Raw genomic sequence first — 25,427 nt, forward strand, 5'->3', positions numbered from 1 at the left:
GCTGCAGATACGGGAGGCTCCGGCCACACCGTCGGCCGCCGTGCTGCTGCTGCACGGGGGCCGCGCCGATGCCCTCACCGCGCCGCCCCGGCTCAACCTTCCCGCACTGCGCATGCTGCCCTTCGCACGCGCCATCACCCGGGCAGCTTTGCCGGACAGACTCGTCCTCGCGCACGTCCGCTACCGCCACCGCGGCTGGAACGGCATCCGTGCAGACGCCGCCCAGGATGCCCGGCAGGCACTGGAGGAACTCGCCGATCTGTACCCCGGCCTCCCGATAGTGCTGGTGGGGCACTCCATGGGCGGCCGGGCGGCCCTGCGCGCGGCAAGCCACCCGCAGGTTCGGGGAATCGTCGGCCTCGCCCCCTGGTGTCCCCCCGGCGAGCCGGCAGACCACCTGGCCGGCCGGCAGGTGGTTTTCCTGCACGATCCGAGCGACACCATCACCCGGGCCCACGACTCCTGGAGTTTCCTACGCCGAGCGCACGCGGTTGGTGCTGCCACCTGCGGCATCGCCATGCCGAGCGGCCGACACGCCATGCTGCGCGACATCGACACCTGGCACAGCATCACCGCGACCTCCGTCGCGGGAATCGTGCGACCCGCCAAGATGCCACGCAGCGTGACGGCCGCCCAAGCCAGTGCGTCCTGCGTCGTCCTGCCAGCCCACGACGCGATCAACGGACGGTGACCAAAGCCGGACTGAGCACAAGGGCCGCTTCCCTCGCCGCGCTCAGGACGCAGTAAGTCTGGATGAGGGCCAGAGCCTTCGGGGACACTGGCCCTCATCTCACGTGGGGCTCAGTGGTGCTTGCAGTCCCAGTGGCCCTTGACCCAGTGGTGATCCCAGTGGCCGGGAACGTAGACCCACTTGTAGGTGTAGTGGTGCTCCCAGGAGCCCTGGTGCCAGGCGCCGTGCTTGTCGTGGTAGCCGTGGTGCCAGACCTTGTGGTGGACCTGTCGCTTCTCCCAGTGGCCCTTGACCCACTTCTTCTCCCAGTGCCCCTTCGTCCACGTGCACTTGTCGTGGTGGCCGTGATGGTCGGCGGCCACAGTGGAGACGGACGAGGGGGCGGGGGCCGCGTTGGCCGTGGTGGACGTGCCGAGAGCGGCACCTCCGGCCAGCAGACCCGTGACCGCGGTTCCCGCCACCAGTCGCCGGACGCGCATGGATACTGTCATCGCTCAAATCTCCTTGCCAGAGCATGGGCGAACACAACGAAGAAGGTGCCTGTCCTGCCGTGAACGGCCGCAATTCGATGCGGCAGCACGGATGCACGAGCTGCGACGGCTGCCTTGTTGTGTCGGACATGAGGGATTCGGAGCCGACGAGGCGGCGGATGACACAGCCGGGAGAAATGCATGGCTGCCATGCGGTGAGCAGATGCGCGCTGCATGCGCCGGTGCCGAGGCGGCAGGCATGACTGCAAGGCTCGCCTTTCGCGCTGTCACGGCATCCGTCCGGTCGCCGGCTACGAATTACCTGCACAGAAGAGAAGACCAGTTCTCAGGCCCCAGAGGGGGCAGACATGTCCACGATTGCCTCGCCGCCCGTCATGCAGCGGCACACCGTATCTCTGCCCTGCGGTCGGCACGCCCCGGCTGTGGCCCGCCGCATCACCGAACGGTGGCTGAGAGCCGCTGACCAGCTGGACCGCGTCGCGGACGCCGTCCTCATCGTCTCGGAGCTGATAACCAATGCTGTCCGGCACACCCGGGGCTCGTGTTTGCTGACCCTCACCGTCCAGGACGGACGGCTGGACATCGCCGTTGCGGACCACAGTGAAGAGCTCCCGGACCTTCACGCACGGGCAGGCGCGGGCGATCACGGCGGCTTCGGTCTGCAGATCATCGGGCGACTCGGCGGGCAGATGCGGATCGTGCCCGCCCTCGGGGGCAAGACGGTCCACGTCCTGCTCGGCGCGGAGACGGAGTGAACCGTGTCGTCATGGCCACCGCACAAGCTCCGGTTCCGGTCCGCCGACGTCACCCGCACACTCGATCCGACCTGCGCCGCGCAGCGACCGGCACCACAGTGGAACACGGAACCCGGCACGCTGCGGGCACAGCCCGCACCGCAGCACGACGCACAAAGGGAGCCGACGTTGTTGCGCCGCTCAGAGCCCAGCACACGAGCAGAGGAACTGCTGCCCCGTGTGGCCGAAGGCGACAAAGAAGCCTTCGCGGGAATCTACGACGCCTTCAGCGGGACGGTCATGGGGCTGGCCTGCCGCATTCTGCGCGATGCGGCCCAGGCCGAGGAGGTCACTCAGGACGTCATGATCGAAGTCTGGCGCACCGCGGACCGCTACGATCCCCGGCGAGGGACGGCCAAGGCCTATGTGCTCACCCTCGCCCACCGCCGTGCCGTGGACCGGGTGCGCTCCGCTCAGGCCAGTAAAGAGCGTGAACAGCGCGCTTCCGCGTTCCTCGCGGAGCGCGACTTCGACGAGGTCGCCGAGACCGTCCTGACCCACGACGAGCAGCGGCGCACCTACCACTGCCTGGCCTCTCTGGCCCGGCTCCAGCGGGTTCCCCTGGTACTCGCCTACTACCAGGGCCTGACCCATCTGGAGGTGGCCGAGGCGCTGGGAACCCCTGCGGGCACCGTGAAGTCCCGCATGCGTACAGGTCTGAGGCAGTTGCGTGCCTGCCTGGAAGGAAAGTCATGACGCCCCGGGATGATCCGCACCTGGCGCTCGGGGCGTATGTCCTGCACGCGCTGTCTCCGGCCGAGGAAGCCGCCTTCGAAAACCATCTGGCCGGCTGCGAGTCGTGCCGCAGCGAAGCCGCCCTGCTGCAGGAAGCCACCGCCGCCGTTGCCGGCATGCACGCCATGCCCGTGGCCCTTCACGTGAGGGCCAGCACCCTGGACGCCCTCACCCGCGTTTCCCAGGACCGTCCCCGCCAACGGGTGCGCACGGTACGCCGCCGAGCCCTGAACCTCGTTCTGGCCGCGAGCATCGCCGCCGTCTCAGCCCTCGGTGGCATCGCCCTCTGGCAGCACTCCCAAGTCCAGGAAACCCGAGTTCAAGCGGACCGAACACGGTCCACCAACCGCGCTCTCACCAGCGTCGTCACCGCCCCCGACGCCACGCTGCACAAGGCGGAACTGGCCGACGGGGCCATTGCCGCGGTGATCGTCTCACGGGATCAAGGCAGTGCCCTTTTCACCGCCCAGGGCCTGCCGGCCCTGACGGGAAACAACGTCTACGAATTGTGGTACGCCGCTGACACCGGAGCACTGCGCCCCGCAGGTCTCCTCCACGGCGAAGGAGAGCGGGCCGCACGGGTCCTCGAAGGACCCCTTGCCGGCGCCGTTGCCGTCGGTATCACGGTGGAGCCCTCCGGCGGCTCGGAACAGCCCACCACGAAACCTTTGGGAATCGTCTCCCTCAAGTGACAGTCGAGCGCTTCGGTTGTCCAGTGCCAGCGGACTCTTGCTCGCCGTGGTCGTCCTTCAAGTTGCACTCGCTTCGAGACCGCGGACAGTGCTTACCGGAATGGTCGGCTCCTACAGCTGCCGAGCTGGTCAGGCAGAAGCTGCACGCAGCGTGAGACCGATGCCGACGATCACGACGAGGAGAGCGGTCGCCGTGGGGCCGACGCGGGTGAGGGCGCGGACGGCGCGGTGGCGGCTGTCGGCCGGCGACTTCAGGCGAGCTTCGATGCGTTCTCGCAGGCGCACGAGGAGGAGCCCGACGAGGGTGAGGGTCGCCGCCATGCCAAGGCCGTACGCGAAGACGAGAAGGACACCGAAGGCAGTGCGGCCCAGGGCGACTGCGCCCAGTAGGACGACCAGCGCAGACGGACTGGGGACCAGGCCGCCCGCGATGCCCATGCCGATGAGGCCGCCGCGGTCGGCACGCCGAGACCGGACGTCGCGGCGGGGATCCGGACCAACGGCCGTGATCGCCTCCGGCGCAGCGAGGGTGGCCACGCCGACGCTGGTCGGTTGTGGCCTGGGGCCTCCCGTCTGCTGGGCATCTCGGGCGTGGGGTGTGTGGTCGTGGTCGTGAGGTGCGTGATCGTCGTGATGGTGATGTGCGTGGTGGCTGTGATGGTGATTGCCGTGTCCGTCGCCGTGATGGTGGTGATGCCCGTGCTGGGGTTTGTTGCGGAGGGCGGAGGTGAGGAGCCACAATCCGATGCCGGTGACGATCAGGCCGCTTGCTGCTCCGAGCGTGTTCAGGACGGTCTCACCGGCGAGGTGGGTGGCGGCCGGGAGTGCGAGTCCGAGGACCAGTACGCCTGCGGTGTGGGTCAGGGTGACCGAGGCGCCGACGGTGACGGCGTCGCCGCGGGTTCCGCGGCGGCCGGCGAGGTAGGACGCCATGATCGTTTTGCCGTGGCCCGGGAGGACAGCGTGCGAGGCGCCGAGGATCAGGGCCAGCAGCAGGGCCAGGAGTCCGATGGGCACGGTGAGTTCGCGGGAGCCGACCAGTGAGTTGAAGACGGATGACGTGGTCGCGAGGAGGCGGTTGAACCAGTCGGCTCCCGGCGGAGAAGCGCTGACGGTTCCTGTGGTCGTGTTTGCTCCAGGTGTGGTGTGCATCTGGGCGCTGCGCTGGTTGAGCGGGCTGGCCGCCGGGTCGCGGGGGTAGTGGCGCAGTTCGTCGGTGAGGGAGACGGCGGGCAGGTCGGTTCCGGTGGTCCGGACGCCGTGGCCCTGGACGGTCATCTCGCGCCAGCCGATGCGCTGGGTGTCGAAGGTGGTGCGGATGCCCAGGTCGGCGGGGCGGGTGAGGTCGGCGGCCGTGGTGTAGGCGCAGCTGAGTCGGCTTGTCTTGAGGCCCGCCTCGCCGGGTTCATACGTCATACCCGAGGAGACCGCCGACCAGATGACGGAGGCCCCCTGGACGGTCGCATGGAGTTCGCGCCCGAGAGTCGTGCAACCGGCCTTGGCATACGCGCGCGCCTCGACGGAGGAAACGGCGCCATCGTGGTCGGCGTCGACGGTGGAGCGTTCCTGGAGGGTCGAGATCTCCGCGCGGTCGACGACCACTGTGGCGTCGAGACGGTCGGGGCGCAGGCTCAGACCGGTGTGGTAGTTGACGGTGAAGTTGCCCAAGGGGTGCGCCGGCGCCGCAGCTGCGGGGGAGAGGCCGCCGGCGGTGGCCAGGGCGATCGAGGCGGCGGTGAGGGTGGCGCGTCGAAGTGTGTGACTCATGAGGTTTCGTCGATCCGCTGGAGCAGGGCACGTGCCGTGGCCGCGTGCAGAGGGTGGAAGTGCGGTTCGGTGCGCAGCGCCGTCTCGAGGTCCGAGCGCGCCGCGGTGTCGTCACCGAGGGCGTGCCGGATGACCGCGCGGTGATACCGGAAGAGTGCGCTGCGGGTGCCGAGAGCGAGAGCTCGGTTCGCCTGGGCGATGGCCTCGCTGTCACGGCCGGCCTGATGCAGGGCCCAGGCGTAGGCATCTTGCACCGCGATGAACGACCTTGTTTTCAGGGCCTCCTGAGCCATCGCGACCGCGCGTGCGGGACTGCCGTGGTCGGCTTCGTAGAGGATCGCGTCCGTGTCGGCGGGCGTGGAGCCGGTCCGGCGGATGGTCTCCTGCCCGCGCAGGACGGCGTACTGGGCCTCGGCCTGCTCCTTGTGCCCCAGCGACTGCCGGAGTTCGCCGAGTCCGAGCAGGTAGTGGGGAAGGGGCGCGATCTCGATCGCGGCCTCGTAGTCCGCGATGGCCTGCCGCGTCTTGCCCAGAGCCGCCCGGGCTCGTGCGCGGGCTTCGAGGAGGGCAGAGTCGCGCGGCGCGGCGCGCAGCCCCGTTTCGGCCTCCCGCAACGCGTGGCTGGTGTCGCCGGTCTGGAGCGCGAGTGTGGACAGCACCGCGTGGGCGAAGGAGCGTTCACCGGTGGTCGAGGCGGCATCCAGCGACCGCCGCATGAGGGCGACGGCCTCGTCGGTCTCTCCGCGTAGTTCGAAGGTGTACGAGGCGCGTGCCAGGGCGGGCGCGTCGGGGCGCAGGTCGTTCATGCGCTGGACAGCCCGGTAGGAGGCGGGGTACTGGCCGAGTTGAGTGTAGGCGTCGGCGAGGACTCCGTAGGCGACGGAATTGTACGGGTCCGTCGTGGTGGCCCGCCGGGCCCAGACGAGCGCGGTGGGGAAGTCGTGGCGGGCCGCGGCGAGGGCGCCCATGCCGATCTGCGCCCCGGTGTTGCCGTCGTGCTGCACGGCCAGCGACTGCCGCAGCGCCTTCTCGGCGCGTTCGTAGGTCGCCGGGTCGGCGGTGGTACGGGCCTGCTGGACGTAGGCCATGCCGAGCGCCGCCCATGCGCCGGCATCCTTCGGCACCTGCTTCACGCGGGCCTGCAGGGCGCCGAGCGAGCCTCTGGCCGGTGCTGTGTGCGGGCCGGACTGCGCTCTGGTGTTTCCGTCCGGGGCCAGACCGATGGCGCCGGCGGTGAAGAGGGCCGCACCGAGTGTCAGCGCCACGACGGCATTGCGAACTCGGTGACCGGAACGCGTTGAGGCTTGGTTGTCCATGGGGTGCTCCTTGCTGAGGAGCCGGTGCCCGGCCCGTGCTGGCAGGGCCGGGCACCGGCGAGTTGCCTCGTCAGCTCAGATGTCAGCTGGTCCTGTTGCGGCGACGCAGTCGCCAGCCGCCGACGCCGAGCATCACGGAGCCCAGCACGCCGACACCAGCCGCGCTGGGGGTCCTCAGCGACGACCGCCGTGTCTCGCTTCCTCCAGGACCGCTGTTCACGGACTTGGTGTGCGGCAGGGCCAGGTAGGGGAAGGACGAGTCGAACGGCACCTCGTTGGCGTTGACCTTGTCCCCGTCGGCCAGCGCGGGGATCAGCTTGCCGGTCTGAGCCGCGCCCTCCACGGCCTGCAGAGAGATGTCGATCACGTCATCGGTGAGGCGGCGTCCGTTGGGGAATCCGGCCAGGTCACCCGCCAGCACTCCGTACCGCTGGGGGTTGGCGGTGGCGGGCACGCCCATGTTCAGGCGCAGTTCCTCGGCGGGCACGATCCGCCGCAGACTCGCGTCCTTGTTCAGCCGGTGGGCGTTGAGGTCAGCCTTGATCGGGCCGCACGCCTCGCAGATGCCGGTCAGGTAGATCTCGGCGAGGTCGTTGCGGGGCGTGGCCGGCGCTGGGATGCCGTACACCTTCTGGATCAGCTTAGGCAGGATCGGGTCGTAGACCTTGTCCACGACCGGCTTGACGGTGCGGTCCTGGTCCGGGTTGAGGGTGTTGAAGGCGTCCTTGTACTTCAGCGGGACGACGACCTCGTTGACCAGCGGGTTGCCCAGGCGGGAGACCTGGCGCCACTTGTCGTGCCGGGTACGGGAGTCGGAGATCTGTACTCCCTTGCGGTCGGTGGTGGACCAGACGCCGATGACCGGGTTGCGGGAGCTGTTGCCCCGAAGAGCAAGCTCCTTCTTCGGGATCTGCAGAGCGACAGAGTTGACGTTGTACCCCGTCAGGGTGTCCTGGCCGCGCTCGGACAAGTTCCCCCCGTAGAGGAGGTCGAAGACGCGGAGGTCTGCGAAGAACGGGTCGTCGGCCTGACCCGCGAACGTCTTCCCTCCGCCTGCGAGGGGGCGCACAGCCTGCTTGCGCAGCGCCCCGTAGTTCGGCATGGAGGCCGGACCCACACGCGACGGCGCCACCGGCACGTCGGACTTCAGGACCTTGCTCCGACCGTTCTTGGTGCGGACCAGGTCGTAGACCTGGCGGAAGTTCAGGTCCGGGTCACCCAGCGATGTCACCTGGCCGGTGTTGTACAGGAACTGGTGGGCTGCGTCGCGGATCTGGTTGCGGAAACGCCAGGTGTACGTGACGTCCGAGTCTCCGTCACCATCGTTGTCGATCTTGATGTTGTAGCGGGCGTCGTCGGCGAAGGCATAGAAGTTCGGGCCGCCGTTGGGCTCTTCGAACGGGATCCAGTTTGCGACGAAAGTGACACTGTCGGACTTGTCGCGGCTGGTGAACGCGTACACGTCCGTAGTGTCCGCCCGTGGGTCGCCGGCGATGAGCGGCGCCTCACGGTGGCTGGACGCCTCACTGACGCCAGGCGCCAGACTCATGACACTCACCGCGCTGACCAGAGCACTGGCGCCAAGCACGAGCAGGGAATGATCCAGGACACGTCGCGAACGCGGCCCGGCGGTCGTTGCCTTCACAGAGTTCCTTCCGGATTGAAGCTCCACCCGACGCCTGGCAGGCGGATCGGGTAAAGCAGGGGGGTGGTATTGACGGTCGGCACCGCGGCGAATGAATTCGCACTGTCCGGGCCGGCAGGAAAGGCAACGGGGGCTGACGGCCTGGGACACACCACCACGCATCGCTGCGCAAGGGGCAGGAAAGCACCTCCAGGCGCCCAGTGGTTCTGGCTGCTCGCCTCATAGACGCTTCGCCGAGGTTGCACTGAGAGGAAACGCCCAGGTGGGAGACATGATCGCGGGCGAAACGCCGCCCTGGATCCCAACCTCGACACGGCGCAGCCTCTTAGGCCGTATGAGGAAGCAGCCCGGATCGCCAATGATGTGCAACTGGCTTGCGGGCCAATCGGCTGCATGGACCTACCGATCTGGTGCTCAAGAAGGACGCGGCACAGGCATGACGACGGTGAGATCAAGGCAGGGGGAGCGTTGCGGGTGGCGGTGCCGAAGCCGCCACCCGCACGGGCCCATGGGATCCGGGTCAAGGCGACGCGTGCCGTGCCACCTGTGACCCGACCGCAAGGACCATCCAGTCCACACCGCCCCGTTAGCGGCAGTGGACTGGAGATCTTGGGCAACCGGATGTGCCGTTGTACGGCGTGCGGGGTCTGGGCACGGCCAAGGGTCCTACTCCTGCGGACTCTCACTGCTGATTCGGTACGGCACGCGTGAAGGCTTGGTCAGAGCGCACCGGTTCACTCGATGGGATGACCCGTGCCCGTTGCTCGCTGCTGCTCCCGACGGTTCTGCGCAACCTCCGCGACCTGCGCTGGCCAGGCACGGTTTTCAGCCGATTGGACTCGTACTCAGGACGACGGGCCGGGCGGCGCGGCGAGTGCTCCGGCGCTGGCCCCCCGGGTCCACCACGGCCACCGCACTGCGCACATGTCGGCGTCCCCCTCGCCCGGGCGACGACGCTCGTACCGGAAAGGGCGGTTCATGAGAGGAGCTGTTGGCGTGAACCCTGGGCACGGGGGCAGCGCCGGTCGGGGGCACGGTGGACCAGCAGGCAGTAAGTCAGCCGTTTCTCACCGAGTCCGCACGCGTGTTCCTGCTTATCGCAGGCCTGCCCTCCGCCCGCATTCCCGCGCCGGACAGCAGATTCTGAGAGTCAGTGTGAAATCCCGTTGCGCAATGGTCAAGAATCGTTGACCATTGTGGGCATGCCAACCGACGACCTCCCCGAGACGTTTCACGTCACCACGGACGAGCAGCTGCGCGCCGTCTCCAACCTCACGCGTCACCGGATCATGGCCGTGCTCCGCTTCGAGCCGGCGACGATTACGCAGATCGCCGAGCGGGTGGGCCTCGCGAAGGGGAGTTCGAGCTATCACGTACGACTGCTGGAACGGGCCGGCCTGGTGAAGGTGGTGCGGACGCGGAAGGTGCGGGGCGTCCACGAGCGGTACTACGCGATGGCCGCGCGGTCCATCGCGCTGCCGGATCCGGGCGAAGGCGGGCCGGACGTACTGATGCGCCATGCGGTGGCGGACCTGGAGGCCTCGGCGTCGGACGGCGAGCGGCACGTACGGATGGCGCATCTGCGCCTCACCGACGAGCAGTTCGCGGAGCTGGGGGCGCGGCTGCAGGCACTGGCGGACGAGTACCGGGAGCTGTCCGACCCCTCGCTGCCGGACACCTCCCTCGTCTTCGCACTGTTCCACCCGACACCGCGCCGGCAGACCGAAGGAGACGCCAAGTGAGCACAGACACTCGGAGGTTGCCGGCCGGGTTCGGACGGCTGTGGACCGCGCAGACGATCTCCTCGTTCGGTGACGGGGTGACGCATGCCGCGCTGCCACTCCTCGCGCTGACGCTGACGCGGGACCCGATGGCGCTCGCCGTCGTCGCGGCCGCCGGGACGCTGCCGTGGCTGCTCTTCGGGGTGCTCGGCGGTGCGCTGGTGGACCGCTGGGACCGCCGGCGCACGATGTGGGTCGCGGACACGGCACGCGCGGCGCTGCTGGCGATACCCGCGGCGGCGGCCGTGCTCGACGTGCTGAGCATTCCGCTGCTCGCGGCCGTCGCCTTCCTGCTCGGCCTCGGCGGACTCTTCTTCGACACGGCCGCGACGGCCTATCTGCCGGATCTGCTCGGCCGCGACCCCGCGCTCCTGGAACGCGCCAACTCCCGCCTGCGGGGCGCCCAGACCGCGATGTCCGGCTTCGCGGGGCCGCCCGCGGGCAGTGCCATGCTCGCGCTCGGACGGGCGGTTCCGCTGCTCACCGACGCGGTGTCGTTCCTGCTCTCGGCACTGCTCGTACGGACGCTGCCCGCCATGCCCCGGCCCGTGCCGGAGGTCCGCGAGTCACTGCTCAAGCAGGCGCGGGCCGGGGCCTCGTACGTCTTCCGGGACCGGGTGCTGCTCGGGCTCGCGCTCCGCCCGGCGGTCGGCAACATCTCCTTCCTCGCGGTGGAGACCGTGCTAGCCCTCTTCGCGCACGAGCGCCTCGGCATCGACACCTACGGCTTCGGCCTGCTCCTCACGGCGGAGGCCACCGGCGGCCTGTTCGGCGCGGCCGTCGCCTCCCGCCTTGGCCGACGACTGGGCACCGGCACCGCACTGACCTGTACAGCCGCCGTCGAAGGGCTTGCCATCCTGGGCCTGGCCGCTGCCCCGAACCCGTACGTGGCCGGGCTGGCGCTCGCCGTCTGCGGGGCCGGCATGGGCGCCACGATGGTGCTCGCGCCCTCCCTCCGGCAGGCGATCGTCCCCGCCCACTTCATGGGCCGGGTCGCCTCCACCTCCCGCATGTTGGCCATGTGCGCCGCCCCCCTCGGCGCCTTCCTCGGCGGCTGGCTGGCCACGACCTATGACATCCGCACCCCGCTCTACGCCGCCGCCGTTCTCCTCCTGGCGATGACGGCCGTCACGGCATCCATGACCAGCAACCGCCGGATCGAAGAGGCACTGCGGGCAACCGCCCCGGCCGACAATCCAGATCACCCGGTATCCAAGGACCCCGCGCAGCAGAGTGCACCCCACGTGTTGTGACGCCTCCTCGAAGGCGTCACAACAGGTCGGGTGCCCGGCCCCGCGGGCCGCAACGAGTGGCCGGGGCGGTCCGTTGTGCTGCACCGCCCCCGGCGCCCCGAGGGGCGCGAAATCCCCTGCAGGAGCCTCGCGTGCATCATCGGTTCGCCACCTGGAGCCCGTCCGCGGCGACGTGGTCGGCGTGTACGCCGAGGTGCGGGCTCCGCTGCTCCACCTGCCGAACTGTGCGGTCACGGCGTCCGGTGAACGCTTCGACCGGCACGCCGCGGAGCCAGGATTCCTGCTCGTGCTCGCATACGCCGCCGATGGGGAGCCGGTCGGCTACGCCTACGGCAACCGCATTGAACACGGTGACCGGTATTTGGCAAGGCATGGCCCCGGAGCCGGCTGATGAGTACACCCGCCGCCCCGCCGTGGCCTTGAAGGAGATCGGCGTGCGGGACGCGTGGCGAGGGAGCGGGACCGCGCAGCGGATGCATGACGGGTTCCTCGCCGCGCGACGAGCCGACTGTGACGCTGATGGTGAACCCGGCGGCCGGTGACGGCAAAGTCCACCGGCTCTACGAGTCCTGGGGCGACCAAGACCTCGGCCAGAGCCAGCCGTCACCGGCATCGCCGGTCCTCACGGTGATGAGCAGGGCGTGTTGTCCCCCGTGGTCCGGTACGGCGAAGAGGCCGGGCTCCGCCGCGATGTGCGCACAGACCGCCGCCACGGCGTGGGGCGTGCAGTCGGGGCCGCCCTGCTCCGCCGCGCCGCGGAGCACGTCCCACAGGTGGGCCCGGCCGTCCTCGGTCCTGGCGAGCAGGGCCGTCGCGACGTGCGCCGTGTCGGGGTCCAGGTCGCGCTGGGGTGTGGACTCGGTCAGTCTCCGAGCACCGAGCCGAAGGACTTGTTGCGGTAGGTCAGGGCGAACGCCTTCTCGCTGAACGACACCGCGCCGGACGTCGTGAGCCCCGAGGCGCTGCCGCGCAGGATCCAGTCCGCACCGTCGGAGTAGCGGACGTCGTCGTCGAAGACGTCCTCGCCGCGGGCGGCGGCGGTGAGGTCCGCGCGGCCGTCGCCGTTCAGGTCCTGAAGCCGGAGGCCCGATCCCATCTGGTCCATGAACTCGGCCGTGCCGGACACACCCGTGGTGTTCTGCGTGAAGGACTGGGCACCGGTGCCGGTCAGTCCGGAGGCCGAACCCTTGAGCAGCCAGAACGCTCCGGCGTATTCGAGGGTGCCGACAGCCTCGGCGGGCGCTCCCACCGCCGCATCCGCGTAGCCGTCGCCGTTGACGTCGCCGACGGAGACGGGGCCGCCGAAGCCGTCGCCCGCCTCGTTCACGCCCGGGACCCCCGCGGTGTCCTGGTCGATCAGCCGGCTGCGCGTGCTGCCCGGGATGCCGCCGGTGCCGCCGTAGTGGACGGCGATGGTGCCTGCTCCCGAGGCCCCCTGCCCGTAGGTGAGCAGGTCGTCGAACCCGTCCTTGTCGAAGTCGCCCGCCGCCCGTGCGTGCGCGGCGGTGAGCGGCACGCTCGCGGGATTGTCGGTGAACGTCATGCCGTCGGTGCCGCCCGCGTAGTAGCCGAGCCACACGCCCGTTTCCCCGTGCTCGTCGTCCTCGTAGTCGTTGTCCCCCGAGACGGCCAGATCGTCGGCGCCGTTGCCGTCGAAGTCGCCCGCCACGATCGATCCGGTCCCCCGGGTGTCCCCGGACGGGCCGGTCGACAGGGCGGTCTGGGCGGGAGCCGTGGTCCGCGTGAATCCGTCGCCGAACACCGAGACTCCGGAGTGGCCGGTGACGGCGAGCTGCTCGTGGCCGTCGCCGTCGAAGTCGCCGACCGCGAGGTTGGAGCCGTACAAGTAGCGGTCGGACGAGTCCGACGCCGCGTACACGGTCAGCGCACCGTTGACGAGCCCCCTGGAGCCACCCCACAGGATCTGGACGATGCCGATGTCGGGAGCGGCCGAGGCCTTCTCCGACGCCACGCCGACAGCCAGGTCGGTGTAGCCGTCGCCGTCGAGGTCGCCCGTGGCGTAGGACGTGCCGAACTTGTCGTACGCCTCCGCCGTGCCCGGAATCCCTGCGGTGTTCTGGCTGATCAGTGCGGAACGGCTGGTCGAGACGCCGGAGGCCGAGCCGTACAGGACGGTCAGCTGCCCTGCCTGTGTCTGTCCGCTCACCTTGGCTTTGGGAGTGGCGACCACCAGGTCCTTGTAGCCGTCGCCGTTGAAGTCGTCGGCTGTGGCGCCGACGGCGGAGGCGGGAGTCGCGAGGGGCAGGGCCAGGCCGCCTGTCGCGAGCATTGCCACAGCGGTGGCTGCCAGAAGTTTTCTCCGCACGTCGACCCTCTTCACCTCGGTTTGGGACTGTGTTCACGCAGGTGACTCCTGGGTCGGCTGAATGGTTGCCCTGCACCGTCGGTCAGGACGGGGAAACACCGCTGCGTGCCCGGCAGGCCGCCCGGGCACGGGGGAGAGGCCCGCGGCTGGAGTCGTTGGATCACCGTGAACCGAGCCCTGGTCATCGTGCTGCCCGGCTGTCGCGAAGGTGAGCCGATCCGGATAGCAGTCACCCTTCGCCCGCTGATCTTGCCTCTGCGAGATCTGAGGTCCGGCCCGGCGCCCGCATGCCCTCCCGCTCACTCCGCCAGCCTGCGGGCGATCACCTCCATGATCTGGCCCGCCGGCACGGGCATGTGCAGGTCGTGGTGGGAAGCGTCGATGTCGTACTCCTCCAGGGAGCCGAGGACGTACGGGCGCCAGCCGGGCCCGTACGACGACAGCCCGTTGACCTTGTCGCACTTCGCGTTGAAGTAGAGCAGGTCGCCGCGGTAGACCGGTGACGCGAACACCGCCATGCTGTTCAGGTTGTTGGCACCCACCTTGGACATGTCCTCCAGGAAACCGTCCAGGTTGTCGGTGTTCATGTACTGGCCGAAGACCTCCTCGACGTCCCCCCGGTACATCGCCGCCGTCCTGCCCGCCACCTGCTTGAACGGGCTGTCCGGAGACGTGGTCGCGGGCGGGGCGTCCAGGACGGCGACGAGGCCGACGCGGTGGCCGCGCCGGTCCAGCTCCGCCGCGGCCGCGTGGACGACCGGGCCGCCGAAGGACCAGCCGATCAGGTGGTACGGGCCTTCGGGCTGGCGGGCGAGGATCTGGGCGAGGTAGTCGTCGATCATCTCCTCCACCGAACCCGCCAGCGGTTCCCTGCCGTTGGAGCCACGGGACTGCAAGGAGTACGCCGCCCGGTCCTTCACGTGCGGGGCGAAGGTGAAGAACGCCCAGCCCAGGCCGCCGCCACCGTGGAAGAACCACAGGGGTGGCTTGCCCGTACCGGGATCCCTGTTCAGGGGCAGCACCACCCCGTACGAGTCGCTCTGGTCGTCAGGTGTACCGCCGACGATGACCAGCCCGCCCAGCTCGGCCACCGTGGGGTAATCAAGAATCGTCTTGAGGGGCAGGTCGATGCCGAACTCTTCGGCTATGCGCGTGCTCAAGCGGGTGGCCAGGTCCGGATTCCCGCCGAGCGCGAAGAAGTCCTCGTCGTTTGCGACCCCTTCGATCCCGAGCAACTCGCCGAACAGGGCGCACAGTTTTTCCTCGTGCGCGTTGCGCGGGCCGGAGCCGCTCGTGTTGCCCTCGCGCGCGGTTCCCGGACCGCGGTCACTCGGCTCCTTCGCGAGCCTGCCTCGTCCGGCCCCCGGCACCTCGATCGCATTGACCGGAGTCTGCGGGGCGGCGACCAACTGGTCCAGCACCGACACGAACCCCGCGGCGATAGCCTCGGCCGTTTCCCGGTGGAACAGCTCGGTCGCGTAGACGAGGTCGCCTCGCAGCGCCCCAGTACCGTCGTCCTCCGCCATGCTGAGCATCAGGTCGGCCTGAGCGGTGGACGTGAGGTGCTGCTCGAACTCGACCTCCAGACCTCGGAGTTCGAGTTTCCGCTTGTCGAAGTTCTGCCAGGCGAACAGTACCTGGAACAGTGGCTGGTACGCCGCGGAGCGCTCGAGGTCGAGCGCCTCGACCAGCATCTCGAACGGCAGGTCCTGGTGCTCGTAGGCCGCCAGCGCCTTGTCCCGCACCCGTGCGAGCAGGTCCTCGAACGACGGGTTGCCGGAGAGATCCAACCGCAGCACTTGGGTGTTGACGAAGAATCCGACCATGTCGGCCAGCCCTTCATCGGTGCGGCCGGCTATCGGGTTGCCGATCGGTACATCCTCGCCGCCACCCAGTCTGCCGAGCAGCACGCCCAGCGCGGCTTGGAGGACCATCGACAGGGTCATCCCGCGTGCGTCGGCCAGTTTCCGCAGCCGGGCCGCGGACTCGGGCCCCACCAGGACAGCGACCATGTCACCCTCGGAGCTGCGCACCGCGGGCCTGGGTCGGTCGAGCGGCAGGTTCAGCGGCTCCGGTACGCCGTCCAGCTCCTTGCGCCAGTACTCGCTCTGTGCTGCGGCCAGGCTCTTTGGGTCGGCCACGTCGCCGAGCAACTCGCGTTGCCACAAGGCGTAGTCCCTGTACTGAGCCCGCAACGGCTTCCATTGCGGGGCCCGTCCGTCCAGGCGCGCGGCGTAGGCCTCGGCCAGATCGCGGGCGAGCGGTGCCCCCGAACTGCCGTCCGTGGCGATGTGGTGGATGACCAGGACGAGGACGTGCTCCTGGGCGGAGCGGCGCAACAGAGTTGCCCGCAAGGGTATTTCCGCCGCGAGGTCGAACCAGTGCGCGGCGGCTTCCTCGATCGCCCGGGACTCGTCCTCGGGTGCCACGTCGATCACCGGCACCCGCACCGGCGCCTGTTCCGCCGACAGGATTCTCGGCTCAGGCTCACCGTCGGCGTCGGTCACATAGGTGGTGCGCAGTATCTCGTGCCGCGCGACGACGTCACCGATCGCGGCGCCGAGTGCGGCCTCGTCCAGGGCCCCGGTCAGCCGGAACGTCGGGGAGATGCTGTAGGTCGCCGTGCCACGATCCAGTTGGTGCAGGATCCACATGCGGCGCTGCGCGAAGGACAGCGGAGTCGCGGCGTTCTCCCCTGCGTGATCGCGCGGCTCGAACCGGAGGCGGCGGGGAGCGGCCGCCTCGCTGGACCATTCGGCGAACGCGGCGACTGTCGGCAGGTCGAAGATCTTGCGGATCGGTATCTCGATCCCCATGTCGGCGCGGACGCGATTGATCAGCCTGGTGGCGAGCAGCGAGTGCCCGCCGAGCGCGAAGAAGTCGTCGTCGATGCCGACCCTCTCCAGACTGAGCAATTCGCTGAAGAGAGCGCACAGCTTCTCTTCATGAGGCGTGCGCGGCCCACGACCGCTCACAACGGTCGTGTGCCGCGCGGGCAGTGCTCGTCGATTGATCTTTCCGGCCGGGTTCAGCGGGAGCCGCGCGAGCGGTACGAAGGCGGCCGGGACCATGTAGTCGGGAAGGCGTTCACGCAGGTATGCGGGCAGTTCGGCCAGCAGGGGGCCGATCGCCTTCGCGAGCGCGGGGGCGTTCACCCGGATCCGGTCGCCACCGGCACGGGGAACGAACCCCCCGGAGACGGTCTTCAGCCCGTCGTTCCGCTCGGGCAGGAGGATCGCGTCGAAGGCGTGGACGGTCTCGCCCGACCAGGTGAGGACGGCGTCCAGGCCCTGCCGCCGCGCCCAGTCGGCGACTTCCTCCGGATCGAGTGGCATCCCGGAGCACGCGACGGTGCCTCCACCGGTGGGAGTCATGGCGGCGGCCGTGCCGCGGCCGACGGTGGCGGTCGCACCGGTGTCCGGGCCTCGGCCGGCGGTGGCGGTCGCCGCCGCGGCCTCCTCGGTCAGCCGTGCGTTGGGGATTCCGGTCACTCGCACCGGGCCGCCGGCCGCCCGCTCGACGCAGTCACCCAGGCCGGCCAGAGCGGCGACGTCCCCGCCCCACGCCACCGCGGGCACGCCCGAAAGGTCGAGGACATCGGTCGGTGCTTTGTGCAGCACGACCTCGTAGCGGTGCCGGGTCAGTTCGTTGTGCGCCTGCCCCGCCTTCAGTCGGATGTCCACGCCGCCGGCATGCTCACGCGCCCAGTCGGCGAACCACTCCGGAGCGACCACCAGCTCTCGCTCGGCGAGCAGTGCCTGCTCCACCAGGGTCCGCACCTCGATCGAGGGCGCGTACGGGTGTGCCGCGCGCTGCACGGCGGTGGTCAGCATCCGCAGGGTGGAGGCGTTGCGGACGTCGCCGACGATCAGCCGCCCGTCGTCGGTGAGGAGTCGCATGGCCTGGCGCAGCACCCGGTCCAGGTACTCGGCGCTCGGGAAGTACTGCGCCACCGAGTTGACGATCACCGTGTCGAAGCTTCCCAGGGGCAGCCCGGAGAAGTCGTCGGCCGCTTGGGCGCTGAGCCGCACCCGGTCGCCGAGACCGGCCTCGTCGGCCTGGGCCCGGACCCGGTCGACGACCGTCGGCGAGATGTCGGTACCCCAGTACTCCTCGACCTCTCGGACTGTCTGGGCCAGCAGGAGGCCGGACCCCACGCCGATCTCCAGCACCCGGCGCGGCGCGAACCGCAGTACGCGGGCCACCGCCGCCTCTCGCCATTCCTCCATCTCCTGGAGCGGAATCGGCTCACCGGTGTAGCTGCTGTTCCAGCCCTGGAAGTCCTCGCCGAACGTTCCTTGGGCCGAGGCGGTGTACGTGTCGTCGTAGACGTGGCGCCATTCCTCGATCTGGGCGGTGGTGTCCGTGACGGCGGCGTCGGGGGCGGGTTCGATGTAGGCGACCAGGCGCTGGTCGCCCTTCTGGTCCTTGCGGACCACGACGGCGGCCTGCGCGACCGAGGGATGCCCGGACAGGACGTGCTCGATCTCGCCGAGTTCGATGCGGAAGCCGCGGACCTTGACCTGGGAGTCGGTGCGGCCGAGGTATTCGACCTGCCCGTCCTTGTTCCACTTCACCAGGTCCCCGGTGCGGTACATGCGCGTGCCGGCCGCGCCGAAGGGGCAGGCCACGAACCGTTCCGAGGTCAGCCCGGTCTGGCCGAGGTAACCGCGGGCCAGGCAGGCGCCGGCCAGGTACAGCTCGCCGGCCACCCCGGGGGCGACCGCGCGCAAAGATGAGTCGAGGATGTAGACCTGGTTGTTCCAGATCGGGGTGCCGATCGGGACGCGGTCGGCGCCGGGGACGTGCTGCCAGCCGGTGACCTCCACGGTGGCCTCGGTGGGCCCGTAGAGGTTGTGGGCGGAGCAGGTGGGGAGCAGGTCGGTGAAGCGGTTGGCCAGGGCTGCGGGGAAGGCCTCGGCTGCGACCTCGATCCAGCGCAGGCTGGTGCAGTTCGCGGCCACAGGCTCGCTGACGAACGCCGAGAGTAGGGAGGGCACGAAGAACGCGCCGGTGACCCGCTCGCGCTGGATGAGGCCGGCGAGGTAGGCGGGGTCGCGGCGGCCCTCGGCCCCGGCCACGACGATCGAGGCGCCCGTCTGCAGGTTGGAGAACATCTCCGGCACCGAGGCGTCGAAGCTCGCCGAGGTGCTCATCAGCATCCGGTCCTCGACGGTGACGTCGAAGTGCTCCAGGCCCCACTCGATCCGGTTGGTGATCGAGCGGTGGGCCACGGGGACGCCCTTGGGGCCGCCGGTGGAGCCGGAAGTGAAGATGACATAGGCCGTGTTGTCGGGGGACAAGGTGCGCTTCGGGTCGGTGTCCGGATACCCCGACACGTCCGGCAGTGTCCCGTCGAGCAGGAGCAGGGGGTCGGCGACGGCCAGGATGTGGCGTACGCGGTCGGCGGGCAGTTCGGTGTCCAGGGGTACGTAGGCGGCGCCGGCCTTGACCACGCCGTACACGGCGACGAGCAGGTCCACCGAACGGGGAATCTTGATCGCCACGAGTTGCTCGGGTCCCGCGCCCCGGTCGATCAGCCAGTGCGCTAGGCGGTTGGCACGCCGGTTGAACTCGGCGTACGTCAGCGTCTCTTGCTCGGCGATCACCGCGACGCGGTCCGGGGTGCGGGTGACCTGGGCCTCGAAGGCGTCGGGCAGGGTGGTCGCGGCGACCGGGCGGGCCGTGTCGTTGATCTGCCGTACCAGGCGGTCGTGTTCGTCCTCGCCAAGCACGTTGATGGCGCCGATCGGGGTCTCGGGCGCGGCGGCGACCTGTTCCAGGACCCGTACGAACCGCGCGACGATGTCGGCTGCGGACTCCTGGCCCAGCAGGTCCTTCTGGTATTGCAGGACCAGTTGAAGCTGGGGATCGGCCGCGGCGGCCAGGATGACCGGGTAGTGCGAGCCCGCGAACGGGCGCAGCCCGGTGATGGCCACACCGGCCGCGGAGTTGGCCTCGCCGATGGCTTCCCGGTCGATGGGATACGACTCGAACACGACCATCGTGTCGAACAGCGTCGTCAGCCCGGTGGCTTGCTGGATCTCCGCGAGGCTGTGCTGGTGATGGTCGAGCAGGGCCGCCTGCCGGTGCAGCAGGCCGGTGAGCAGGTCGGCGAAGGTGGTCTGCCGCTCACAACGCACCCTGACGGGAATGGTGTTGATGAACAGCCCGACCATGCTGTCGACGTCCTTCACCGTGTCCGGGCGCCCGGACACGGTGGCGCCGAAGACGATGTCCGACTGCCCTGTGAGACGGGAGAGGAGCACGGCCCAAGCGCCCTGAACGAGGGTGTTGAGGGTGACGCCCAGCTCCGCGGCCCGTCGGGACAGGCCCTGCTTGCCATCGAACACGACCTCGATGGCGCCGATGCCCGCGGAATCGTGCCGCGTTCCCGCGTGCGGCACGAGCAGGGTGGGCTCCTGGAGGCCGTCGAGTTCGGCCGCCCAGACGCGCGCGGACTCCTCGTGGTCGTGCCGCGTGAACCAGGTGAGGAAGTCGGCGTAGTCGCGCGCGGGGGTGAGCGCGGTCGGGTCGCCGTCGGCGGCGTAGAGCAGGAGCAGGTCGCGCATCAGCAGCGGTGTGGACCAGCCGTCGAACAGGACGTGATGGGCGGTCAGGACGAGCTCGGTCCGGTCAGGTTCGAGGGATGCCAGGGCCAGCCGGAGGAGCGGCGGAGTGTCCGCGTCGAAGTAGGTGGTCCGGTCCTGGTCGAGGAACCGCTCGAACTCCCCGGTGCGCTGCGGCTCTTCGGCCACGGTCAGGTCGAGGTGCCGCCACGGCAGCGTCACCGACTCCGGTATCACCTGGACGAGATCGCCGTCCGCCCGGTCGACGAACGCGGCGCGCAGGGCGGGGTGGCGGTCCAGGAGCGCCTGTCCGGCTCGGCGCATCCGTTGCGCGTCGACCTTGCCGGACAGATGGAACACGAGTTGCATGTGGTAGGCGTCGAAGGAGGAGCCGGCGAGCATCGCGTGGAAGAGCAGTCCGGACTGTGCGGGGGTGGCCGGCCATACCTGGGCGAGCCTGCCGAAGCGGGCCTCCCAGGCGTCGATCTCCTGTTGGGTCACGGTGACCAGGGGCGCGTCGCCGGGGGTAAGTCCGCCGGCGTCGGCCGTGCTGGTGTGCCGGGCCAGCGCGGTCAACGCCCGGACCCACAGACCGGCCAGTTCGCCGACCTCCTCGCGGGACAGGACGCCGGTGGGAAACCCGAAGTAGGCGGTCAGTTCCTCGCCGTTGCCGGTGTCGGCGGCGACCGCGTTGATCTCCAGCGCGGACAGCACCTCCATGTCCGGGTCGGGAGCCGCGATCAGGTCGGCGTGCGTGGTGTCCGGCGCCCAGCCCAGGCCGCGGAGTTCCTCGGGGATGTCCGTACGGGAGGCCCTGCCGAGGTAGTTGAAGCCGATCTGCGGGCGGCGCGCCCCGGCCAGTGCGGCGGCGGTGTCGGGGTTGAGATGGGCGAGCAAACCGTAGCCGAGGCCGGAGTCCGGTACCGCGCGGAGCTGTTCCTTGACGGCCTTGACCGCGCGGCCGGCCGCCTGGCCGCCTCCGAACGCGTCCGCCAGGTCGATGCCGGTCACGTCCAGGCGGACCGGGTACATGGCGGTGAACCAGCCGAGCGTGCCGGACAGGTCCGCGCCCGGCACGAGGTGTTCCTCGCGGCCGTGGCCCTCCAGTCGGACCAGGGCCGACGTCGCCTGCGGCCCGGAGTCGCCGCGGGTTTGGCGCCAGCGCACGAGCGCCAGGGCGAGGCCGGTCAGCAGGCCGTCGTCGGCGCCGGCGCGGAAGACCGTGGGCAGGCTGTCGAGCAGGATCTTGGTGACGTCGGCCGGGACGGTGACACGTACCGTGTCCACGGTGGCGGCGACATCACGTACGCCGTCCAACTCCCGTGCCCCCAACACCGGTTCATCGCCGTCCAGAATGTCCTGCCACCGGGGCAGTTCGGCGATCCGCTCGGGGCTGACGGCTTCCTCGGCCAGGGCATGGCTCCATCGGCGCAACGACGTGCCGCTCTGCGCCGGTCGCGTGGCCGTGCCCGATCGGACCTGCTGCCAGGCGGCCACCAGGTCCGGGAGCAGGATCCGCCACGAGACGCCGTCGACGACCAGGTGGTGCAGCACGATCAGCAGCCGGTCCGGACCGCCGTCGTCCATCAGCCGCACGAACTGGGCCATCACGCCCGCGTCCGGGTCGAGGCGGCCGGCTGCCTCGTCCAGTTCGGTCTGCGCGTCGGCCGCGTGCCAGGGGAGCTCGCGCAACAGCGCGGCTGCGTCGACGTGACCGGCCGCCTCCATCCACAGGCCCGGCCGCTCGCGGTCGAGCCGGGAGCGCAGTACGTCGTGCCGGTCCAGTACGGACTGCAGGGTGGCGACCAGTTCCGCGCGGTCGGTGTCCTCGGGCAGGGTCAGCAGCGCGGACATGCAGAACCGGCCGATGCCGCCGCCCAGCGCGAGCACGTGCGCGGCGGTGGGCGGCAGCGGCGCCCAGCCGACACCCCCGCCCTTCAACTCGGCCGGCACCACCGGCTCCTGTCCGGTCCGGCCCCCGGCCAGTTCCGCGAGCCGGGCTATCGTGCGGTGCTCGAAGAGCTCCCGTGTGGTGACTACGACACCGCGCGCCTTGGCCCGTGCCACCACCTGGATGGAACGGATGCTGTCGCCGCCACCGGCGAAGAAGTCGTCGTCGACACCGATCTGTCCGGGTCCGGCGCCCAGCACGTCGGCGTACACCTCGGCCAGCACCCGCTCCGCCTCGCCGCGCGGCGCCCGGTACTCGGCGCCCGCGAACTGCGGCTTTGGCAGCGCGGCCCGGTCCAGCTTCCCGCTCGGGGTCAGCGGCAACCGGTCCAGGACCAGCAGGTGGGCGGGCACCATGTAGTCGGGCAGCCGCCTGGCCGCGAACCGCCGCAGGTCGGCCACCGAGACACCGGCGTCCAGGGCGAAGTCACCGTCGTCGGCACCGCCGTCCACCGCCACCACGTAACCGACGAGCCGTCTGCTGCCGGAGGGGTCCTCGCACAAGGTGACGGCGGCCCGGCTGACGGCGGGGTGCCGGGCCAGGACGGTCTCGATCTCGGTGGGCTCGACGCGGATGCCGTTGACCTTGACCTGGTCGTCGGCGCGTCCGGCATACGTCAGTTGGCCCTCGGCGTCCCACCGGGCCAGGTCGCCGGTACGGTACATGCGCGTACCCGGCGGGCCGAACGGGCAGGCGACGAAGCGCTCGGCGGTGGCGGCGGCGTTTCGGTGGTAGCCGCGGGCAACCGGGCCCGCCACGTAGAGCTCACCGGTCACGCCCGGGGCGACCGGGGAGAGTTCCGGCCCGAGGACGTGGGCCCGCATGTTGGCCAGCGGGGTCCCTACCGGTACCGCCCCGGACCCGGTCCACTCCCGAGGGACGGTGAACGCGGAGGCGTAGAAGCTCTCCGTCTGGCCGTAGGCGTTGACGACGCGGGTGCCCGGCAGCGTCTGGTGCACCCTGCGGGCGAGGTCGCCGGAGAGCTCCTCACCGGCCAACACGACGGTGTCGACGTCCAGGTGGAGGCCGCCGGGGCCGTCGGCGGGGAGCTGGTCGAGGAGCGCGGACACCAGCCCCGGTACGGCGCTGATGGTGGTGCCCGACCAGGCGTCGCGCTCGGCGAGTTCGAGGAGGTCGCGGACGATCTCGACGCTCGCTCCGGCCGCCAGCGCGGTGAAGATCTCGAAGACGCTGACGTCGAAGTTCACCGAGGTCGCCGCAAGGACCCGAGAACCGGCCTCGACCCGGAGGCGCCGGGCCAGGTCCCGTACGCCGTTGACGACAGCGGCGTGGGTGACGGCGACGCCCTTGGGGGTCCCTGTCGATCCGGACGTGAACATCACGTACGCCAGATGGTCGGGCCCGATCCCGGCCGTTGCGGCGTCGACGACGGGGCCGTCCCGGTCCAGGTCGATGTCCAGGTCGTCGAGGTGCACCAGCGGGGGCCGGCAGCCGGCCACCGTGTGTGCGGTGTCGTGGTGGGTGAGCACCAAGGACGGGCATCCGGTGTCCAGCAGGAGTCCGGCGCGAGCGGAGGGGAAGGCCGGGTCGATCGGCAGGTAGGCGCCGCCTGCCTTGAGGACGGCCAGCAGCGCGACGACCAGGTCCACCGAACGCGGCAGGACCACGGCCACCAGAACGTCCGGCCCCACACCCTGTTCACGCAGCACCGCGGCAAGCCGGCCCGCGCGGGCCTCCAGCTCCCCGTACGACAAGGAGGTCCGCCCGCACACCACGGCGGTCGCCTGTGGGGTCCGTGCCGCCTGGGCGGTGACCAGCTCCGGGACCGTCGTCGCCGGCACCGGAGCCGCTGTGGCGTTCGACCGGGCCAGCCCGGCCCGCTCGGTCCCGGTGAGCACGTCCACCGCGCCGAGCCTGGTCCCGGGACGCGCGACCACCTGCCGCAGCACCCGCACATAGCGGTCGACGAGGGTCTCGGCCGTCGCGTGGTCGAACAGAGCCGTCGCGTACTCCAGACGTCCGTAGGCCCGCCCCGAGGCGTCGGGGACGATGTTGAGGAACAGGTCGAACTTCGCCGTCTCGGTGCCCGGCCAGACCAGGGTGCCCCGCAGGCCCGGCAGCTGGATCTCCGGCCAGACGAACTGCCAGGCCAGCATCACCTGGAACACTGGCTGGTAGGCGGTGGTGCGGTCGGGGTCGAGGAGTTCCACCAGGTGCTCGAAGGGGACGTCCTGGTGGTCGTAGGCGCCCAGGGCCCGCTCGCGGACCTGGTCCAGCAGGTCGTCGAACGTCGGGTTTCGGGAGAGGTCGACGCGCAGCACCCAGGTGTTGGCGAAGAACCCGATCAGGTCCTCGAGTTGTTCGTCGCTGCGGCCTTCGATGGGGCTGCCGATGGTGAGGTCGTTGCCGGCGCCGAGGTGGTGCAGCAGGACCGCGAGGGCCGCTTGGGCGACCATCGGCGCCGTAGCACCGTGTTGCGCGGCCAGCTTCCGCACCCCGGACAGCAGTTCGGGTTCCAGTTCGAACATGACCTCGGCGCCGCGGTGATCTGCTGAGCCGGGCCGCGGGCGGTCCAGGGGCAGTTGGACCGGCTGTGGCACCCCGTCGAGTTCGCGGCGCCAGTGCTTCAACTGCTCGGCGGCGACGCTGTCGGGGTCGTCCTCGTCTCCGAGCATCTGCCGCTGCCACACGGTGTAGTCCTTGTACTGGACCGGCAGCGGAGACCAGTCGGGGGCGGTGCCGTGTCCGCGTGCCTCGTAGGCCGACAGCAGATCCCGGACGAACGGCGCCATCGACGCCCCGTCCGCCGCGACGTGGTGGAAGACGAACAGGACCGTGTGTTCGCGGGGCGAGACACGGAACACGGCGGTCCGCAGAGGCAGGTCCCGGTCCAGCTCGAACCCCGCACCCACGACGTCAAGCATCGCCCGCTCCACCGCTTCGGCGGCCACGTCGACCACCCGGAACGGCGTCACCGCCTGCTCGGCGGGCAGGATCCGCTGCTCGGGAACGCCGTCCTCACTCTCCACGAGCAGGGTGCGCAGACTCTCGTGCCGGGCGACGACGTCCGCCACGGCCGCGGCCAGGGCCGCCGTGTCCAACTCCCCCTCCAGGCGCAGCGCGAAGGGGATGTTGTACGTCGCCGACGGCCCCTCCAGCCGGTACAGGAACCAGAGCCGGCGCTGAGCGAAGGACAACGGGATCATCGGCTACTCCTCGACGCTGCGCGACCGGCTGGCGGGGTGACCAACCGAGAATGCCCAGCACGGGAAGATAATCGAAGTCCGTACGGCCCTTTGCCTGTCGGTGCGACCCAGCCAACTGTCGGCCGCAGTGGATGAATTGACTTACTAAAAGATCCGGCGCAAGGGGGACGCGCAGGCGCCGCGGGGCGGTCCCGCGGTGCTGTTGTGTGTCCCGCCGACGGGACGCACTACAGCACCGGCCCGGCGTTC

Annotated in this window: 12 protein-coding genes and 1 pseudogene; 7 read left to right on the top strand and 6 right to left on the bottom strand. The window is 70.2% G+C overall.

Translation table 11 applies throughout. The annotated features are described in order from the left end of the window. Positions 1 to 40: 40 nt before the first annotated feature. Positions 41 to 691 (top strand): alpha/beta fold hydrolase, encoded by a 651-nt coding sequence (locus ACWGIS_RS08115; protein WP_453361558.1) that lies wholly within the window; start codon positions 41 to 43, stop codon positions 689 to 691. 110 nt (positions 692 to 801) lie between these two features. On the opposite strand, the gene ACWGIS_RS08120 is transcribed toward ACWGIS_RS08115, so the two are convergent. After that, entirely contained in the window at positions 802 to 1,182 is a 381-nt protein-coding gene (locus tag ACWGIS_RS08120; RefSeq protein ID WP_453361559.1) for a hypothetical protein, read from the bottom strand. Between the two features lie 347 nt (positions 1,183 to 1,529). Here ACWGIS_RS08120 and ACWGIS_RS08125 point away from each other — a divergent pair, with 347 nt between their 5' ends. The 3 genes from ACWGIS_RS08125 to ACWGIS_RS08135 all read left to right on the top strand — a co-directional run bounded on the left by ACWGIS_RS08125 (position 1,530) and on the right by ACWGIS_RS08135 (position 3,403). Next, positions 1,530 to 1,937, top strand: a complete 408-nt coding sequence (locus ACWGIS_RS08125) for an ATP-binding protein (RefSeq protein ID WP_453361560.1) — start codon at positions 1,530 to 1,532, stop codon at positions 1,935 to 1,937. Positions 1,938 to 2,105: 168 nt separating this feature from the next. Then, positions 2,106 to 2,672 carry an ECF RNA polymerase sigma factor SigK gene (gene sigK, locus ACWGIS_RS08130; protein ID WP_453361561.1) on the top strand — a complete coding sequence of 189 codons (567 nt, stop codon included), beginning with the start codon at positions 2,106 to 2,108 and terminating at the stop codon, positions 2,670 to 2,672. Further along, positions 2,669 to 3,403, top strand: coding sequence for an anti-sigma factor (locus ACWGIS_RS08135; RefSeq protein ID WP_453361562.1), 735 nt, complete (start codon positions 2,669 to 2,671; stop codon positions 3,401 to 3,403). Before sigK ends, ACWGIS_RS08135 begins: the two co-directional genes overlap by 4 nt. A 129-nt stretch (positions 3,404 to 3,532) precedes the next feature. Here the strand turns inward: ACWGIS_RS08135 and ACWGIS_RS08140 are convergent, their stop codons facing one another. From ACWGIS_RS08140 to ACWGIS_RS08150, 3 genes are all read right to left on the bottom strand, one after another. Beyond that, positions 3,533 to 5,170 carry a HoxN/HupN/NixA family nickel/cobalt transporter gene (locus ACWGIS_RS08140; RefSeq protein WP_453361563.1) on the bottom strand — a complete coding sequence of 546 codons (1,638 nt, stop codon included), beginning with the start codon at positions 5,168 to 5,170 and terminating at the stop codon, positions 3,533 to 3,535. Beyond that, a complete protein-coding gene (locus tag ACWGIS_RS08145; RefSeq protein WP_453361564.1) occupies positions 5,167 to 6,435 on the bottom strand; it encodes a tetratricopeptide repeat protein in 1,269 nt (422 codons plus the stop codon). The genes ACWGIS_RS08140 and ACWGIS_RS08145 overlap by 4 nt, the downstream gene beginning before the upstream one ends. 133 nt (positions 6,436 to 6,568) lie before the next feature. Next, positions 6,569 to 8,035, bottom strand: a complete 1,467-nt coding sequence (locus ACWGIS_RS08150) for a DUF4331 domain-containing protein (RefSeq protein ID WP_453361565.1) — start codon at positions 8,033 to 8,035, stop codon at positions 6,569 to 6,571. 1,298 nt (positions 8,036 to 9,333) lie between these two features. On the opposite strand from ACWGIS_RS08150, the gene ACWGIS_RS08155 reads away from it, so the two are divergent. The 3 genes and pseudogenes from ACWGIS_RS08155 to ACWGIS_RS08165 all read left to right on the top strand — a co-directional run. Beyond that, on the top strand, positions 9,334 to 9,873 hold the full coding sequence (locus ACWGIS_RS08155; protein WP_453361566.1) for an ArsR/SmtB family transcription factor: 540 nt from the start codon (positions 9,334 to 9,336) through the stop codon (positions 9,871 to 9,873). 17 nt (positions 9,874 to 9,890) lie between these two features. Then, positions 9,891 to 11,165, top strand: coding sequence for an MFS transporter (locus ACWGIS_RS08160; RefSeq protein ID WP_453361607.1), 1,275 nt, complete (start codon positions 9,891 to 9,893; stop codon positions 11,163 to 11,165). Between the two features lie 151 nt (positions 11,166 to 11,316). Further along, positions 11,317 to 11,807 (top strand): annotated as a pseudogene (locus ACWGIS_RS08165) (GNAT family N-acetyltransferase); the annotation flags it as partial. Between the two features lie 220 nt (positions 11,808 to 12,027). On the opposite strand, the gene ACWGIS_RS08170 reads toward ACWGIS_RS08165, so the two are convergent. Next, positions 12,028 to 13,455: an FG-GAP and VCBS repeat-containing protein gene (locus ACWGIS_RS08170; protein WP_453361567.1), complete on the bottom strand. Its 1,428-nt coding sequence runs from the start codon at positions 13,453 to 13,455 to the stop codon at positions 12,028 to 12,030. 335 nt (positions 13,456 to 13,790) lie between these two features. Further along, entirely contained in the window at positions 13,791 to 25,178 is an 11,388-nt protein-coding gene (locus ACWGIS_RS08175) for an amino acid adenylation domain-containing protein (protein WP_453361568.1), read from the bottom strand. Positions 25,179 to 25,427: the final 249 nt, after the last annotated feature.

This window comes from Streptomyces sp. NPDC054842, from assembly GCF_053611025.1.

Excerpts from the sequence above, each read along its gene's own strand:
- ACWGIS_RS08125 (WP_453361560.1), top strand. The coding sequence starts at position 1,530 with ATGTCCACGATTGCCTCGCCGCCCGTCATGCAGCGGCACACCGTATCT.
- ACWGIS_RS08155 (WP_453361566.1), top strand. The coding sequence starts at position 9,334 with ATGCCAACCGACGACCTCCCCGAGACGTTTCACGTCACCACGGACGAG.
- ACWGIS_RS08140 (WP_453361563.1), bottom strand. The coding sequence starts at position 5,170 with ATGAGTCACACACTTCGACGCGCCACCCTCACCGCCGCCTCGATCGCC.
- ACWGIS_RS08150 (WP_453361565.1), bottom strand. The coding sequence starts at position 8,035 with ATGAGTCTGGCGCCTGGCGTCAGTGAGGCGTCCAGCCACCGTGAGGCG.
- ACWGIS_RS08175 (WP_453361568.1), bottom strand. The coding sequence starts at position 25,178 with ATGATCCCGTTGTCCTTCGCTCAGCGCCGGCTCTGGTTCCTGTACCGG.
- ACWGIS_RS08135 (WP_453361562.1), top strand. The coding sequence starts at position 2,669 with ATGACGCCCCGGGATGATCCGCACCTGGCGCTCGGGGCGTATGTCCTG.
- ACWGIS_RS08120 (WP_453361559.1), bottom strand. The coding sequence starts at position 1,182 with ATGACAGTATCCATGCGCGTCCGGCGACTGGTGGCGGGAACCGCGGTC.
- ACWGIS_RS08170 (WP_453361567.1), bottom strand. The coding sequence starts at position 13,455 with ATGCTCGCGACAGGCGGCCTGGCCCTGCCCCTCGCGACTCCCGCCTCC.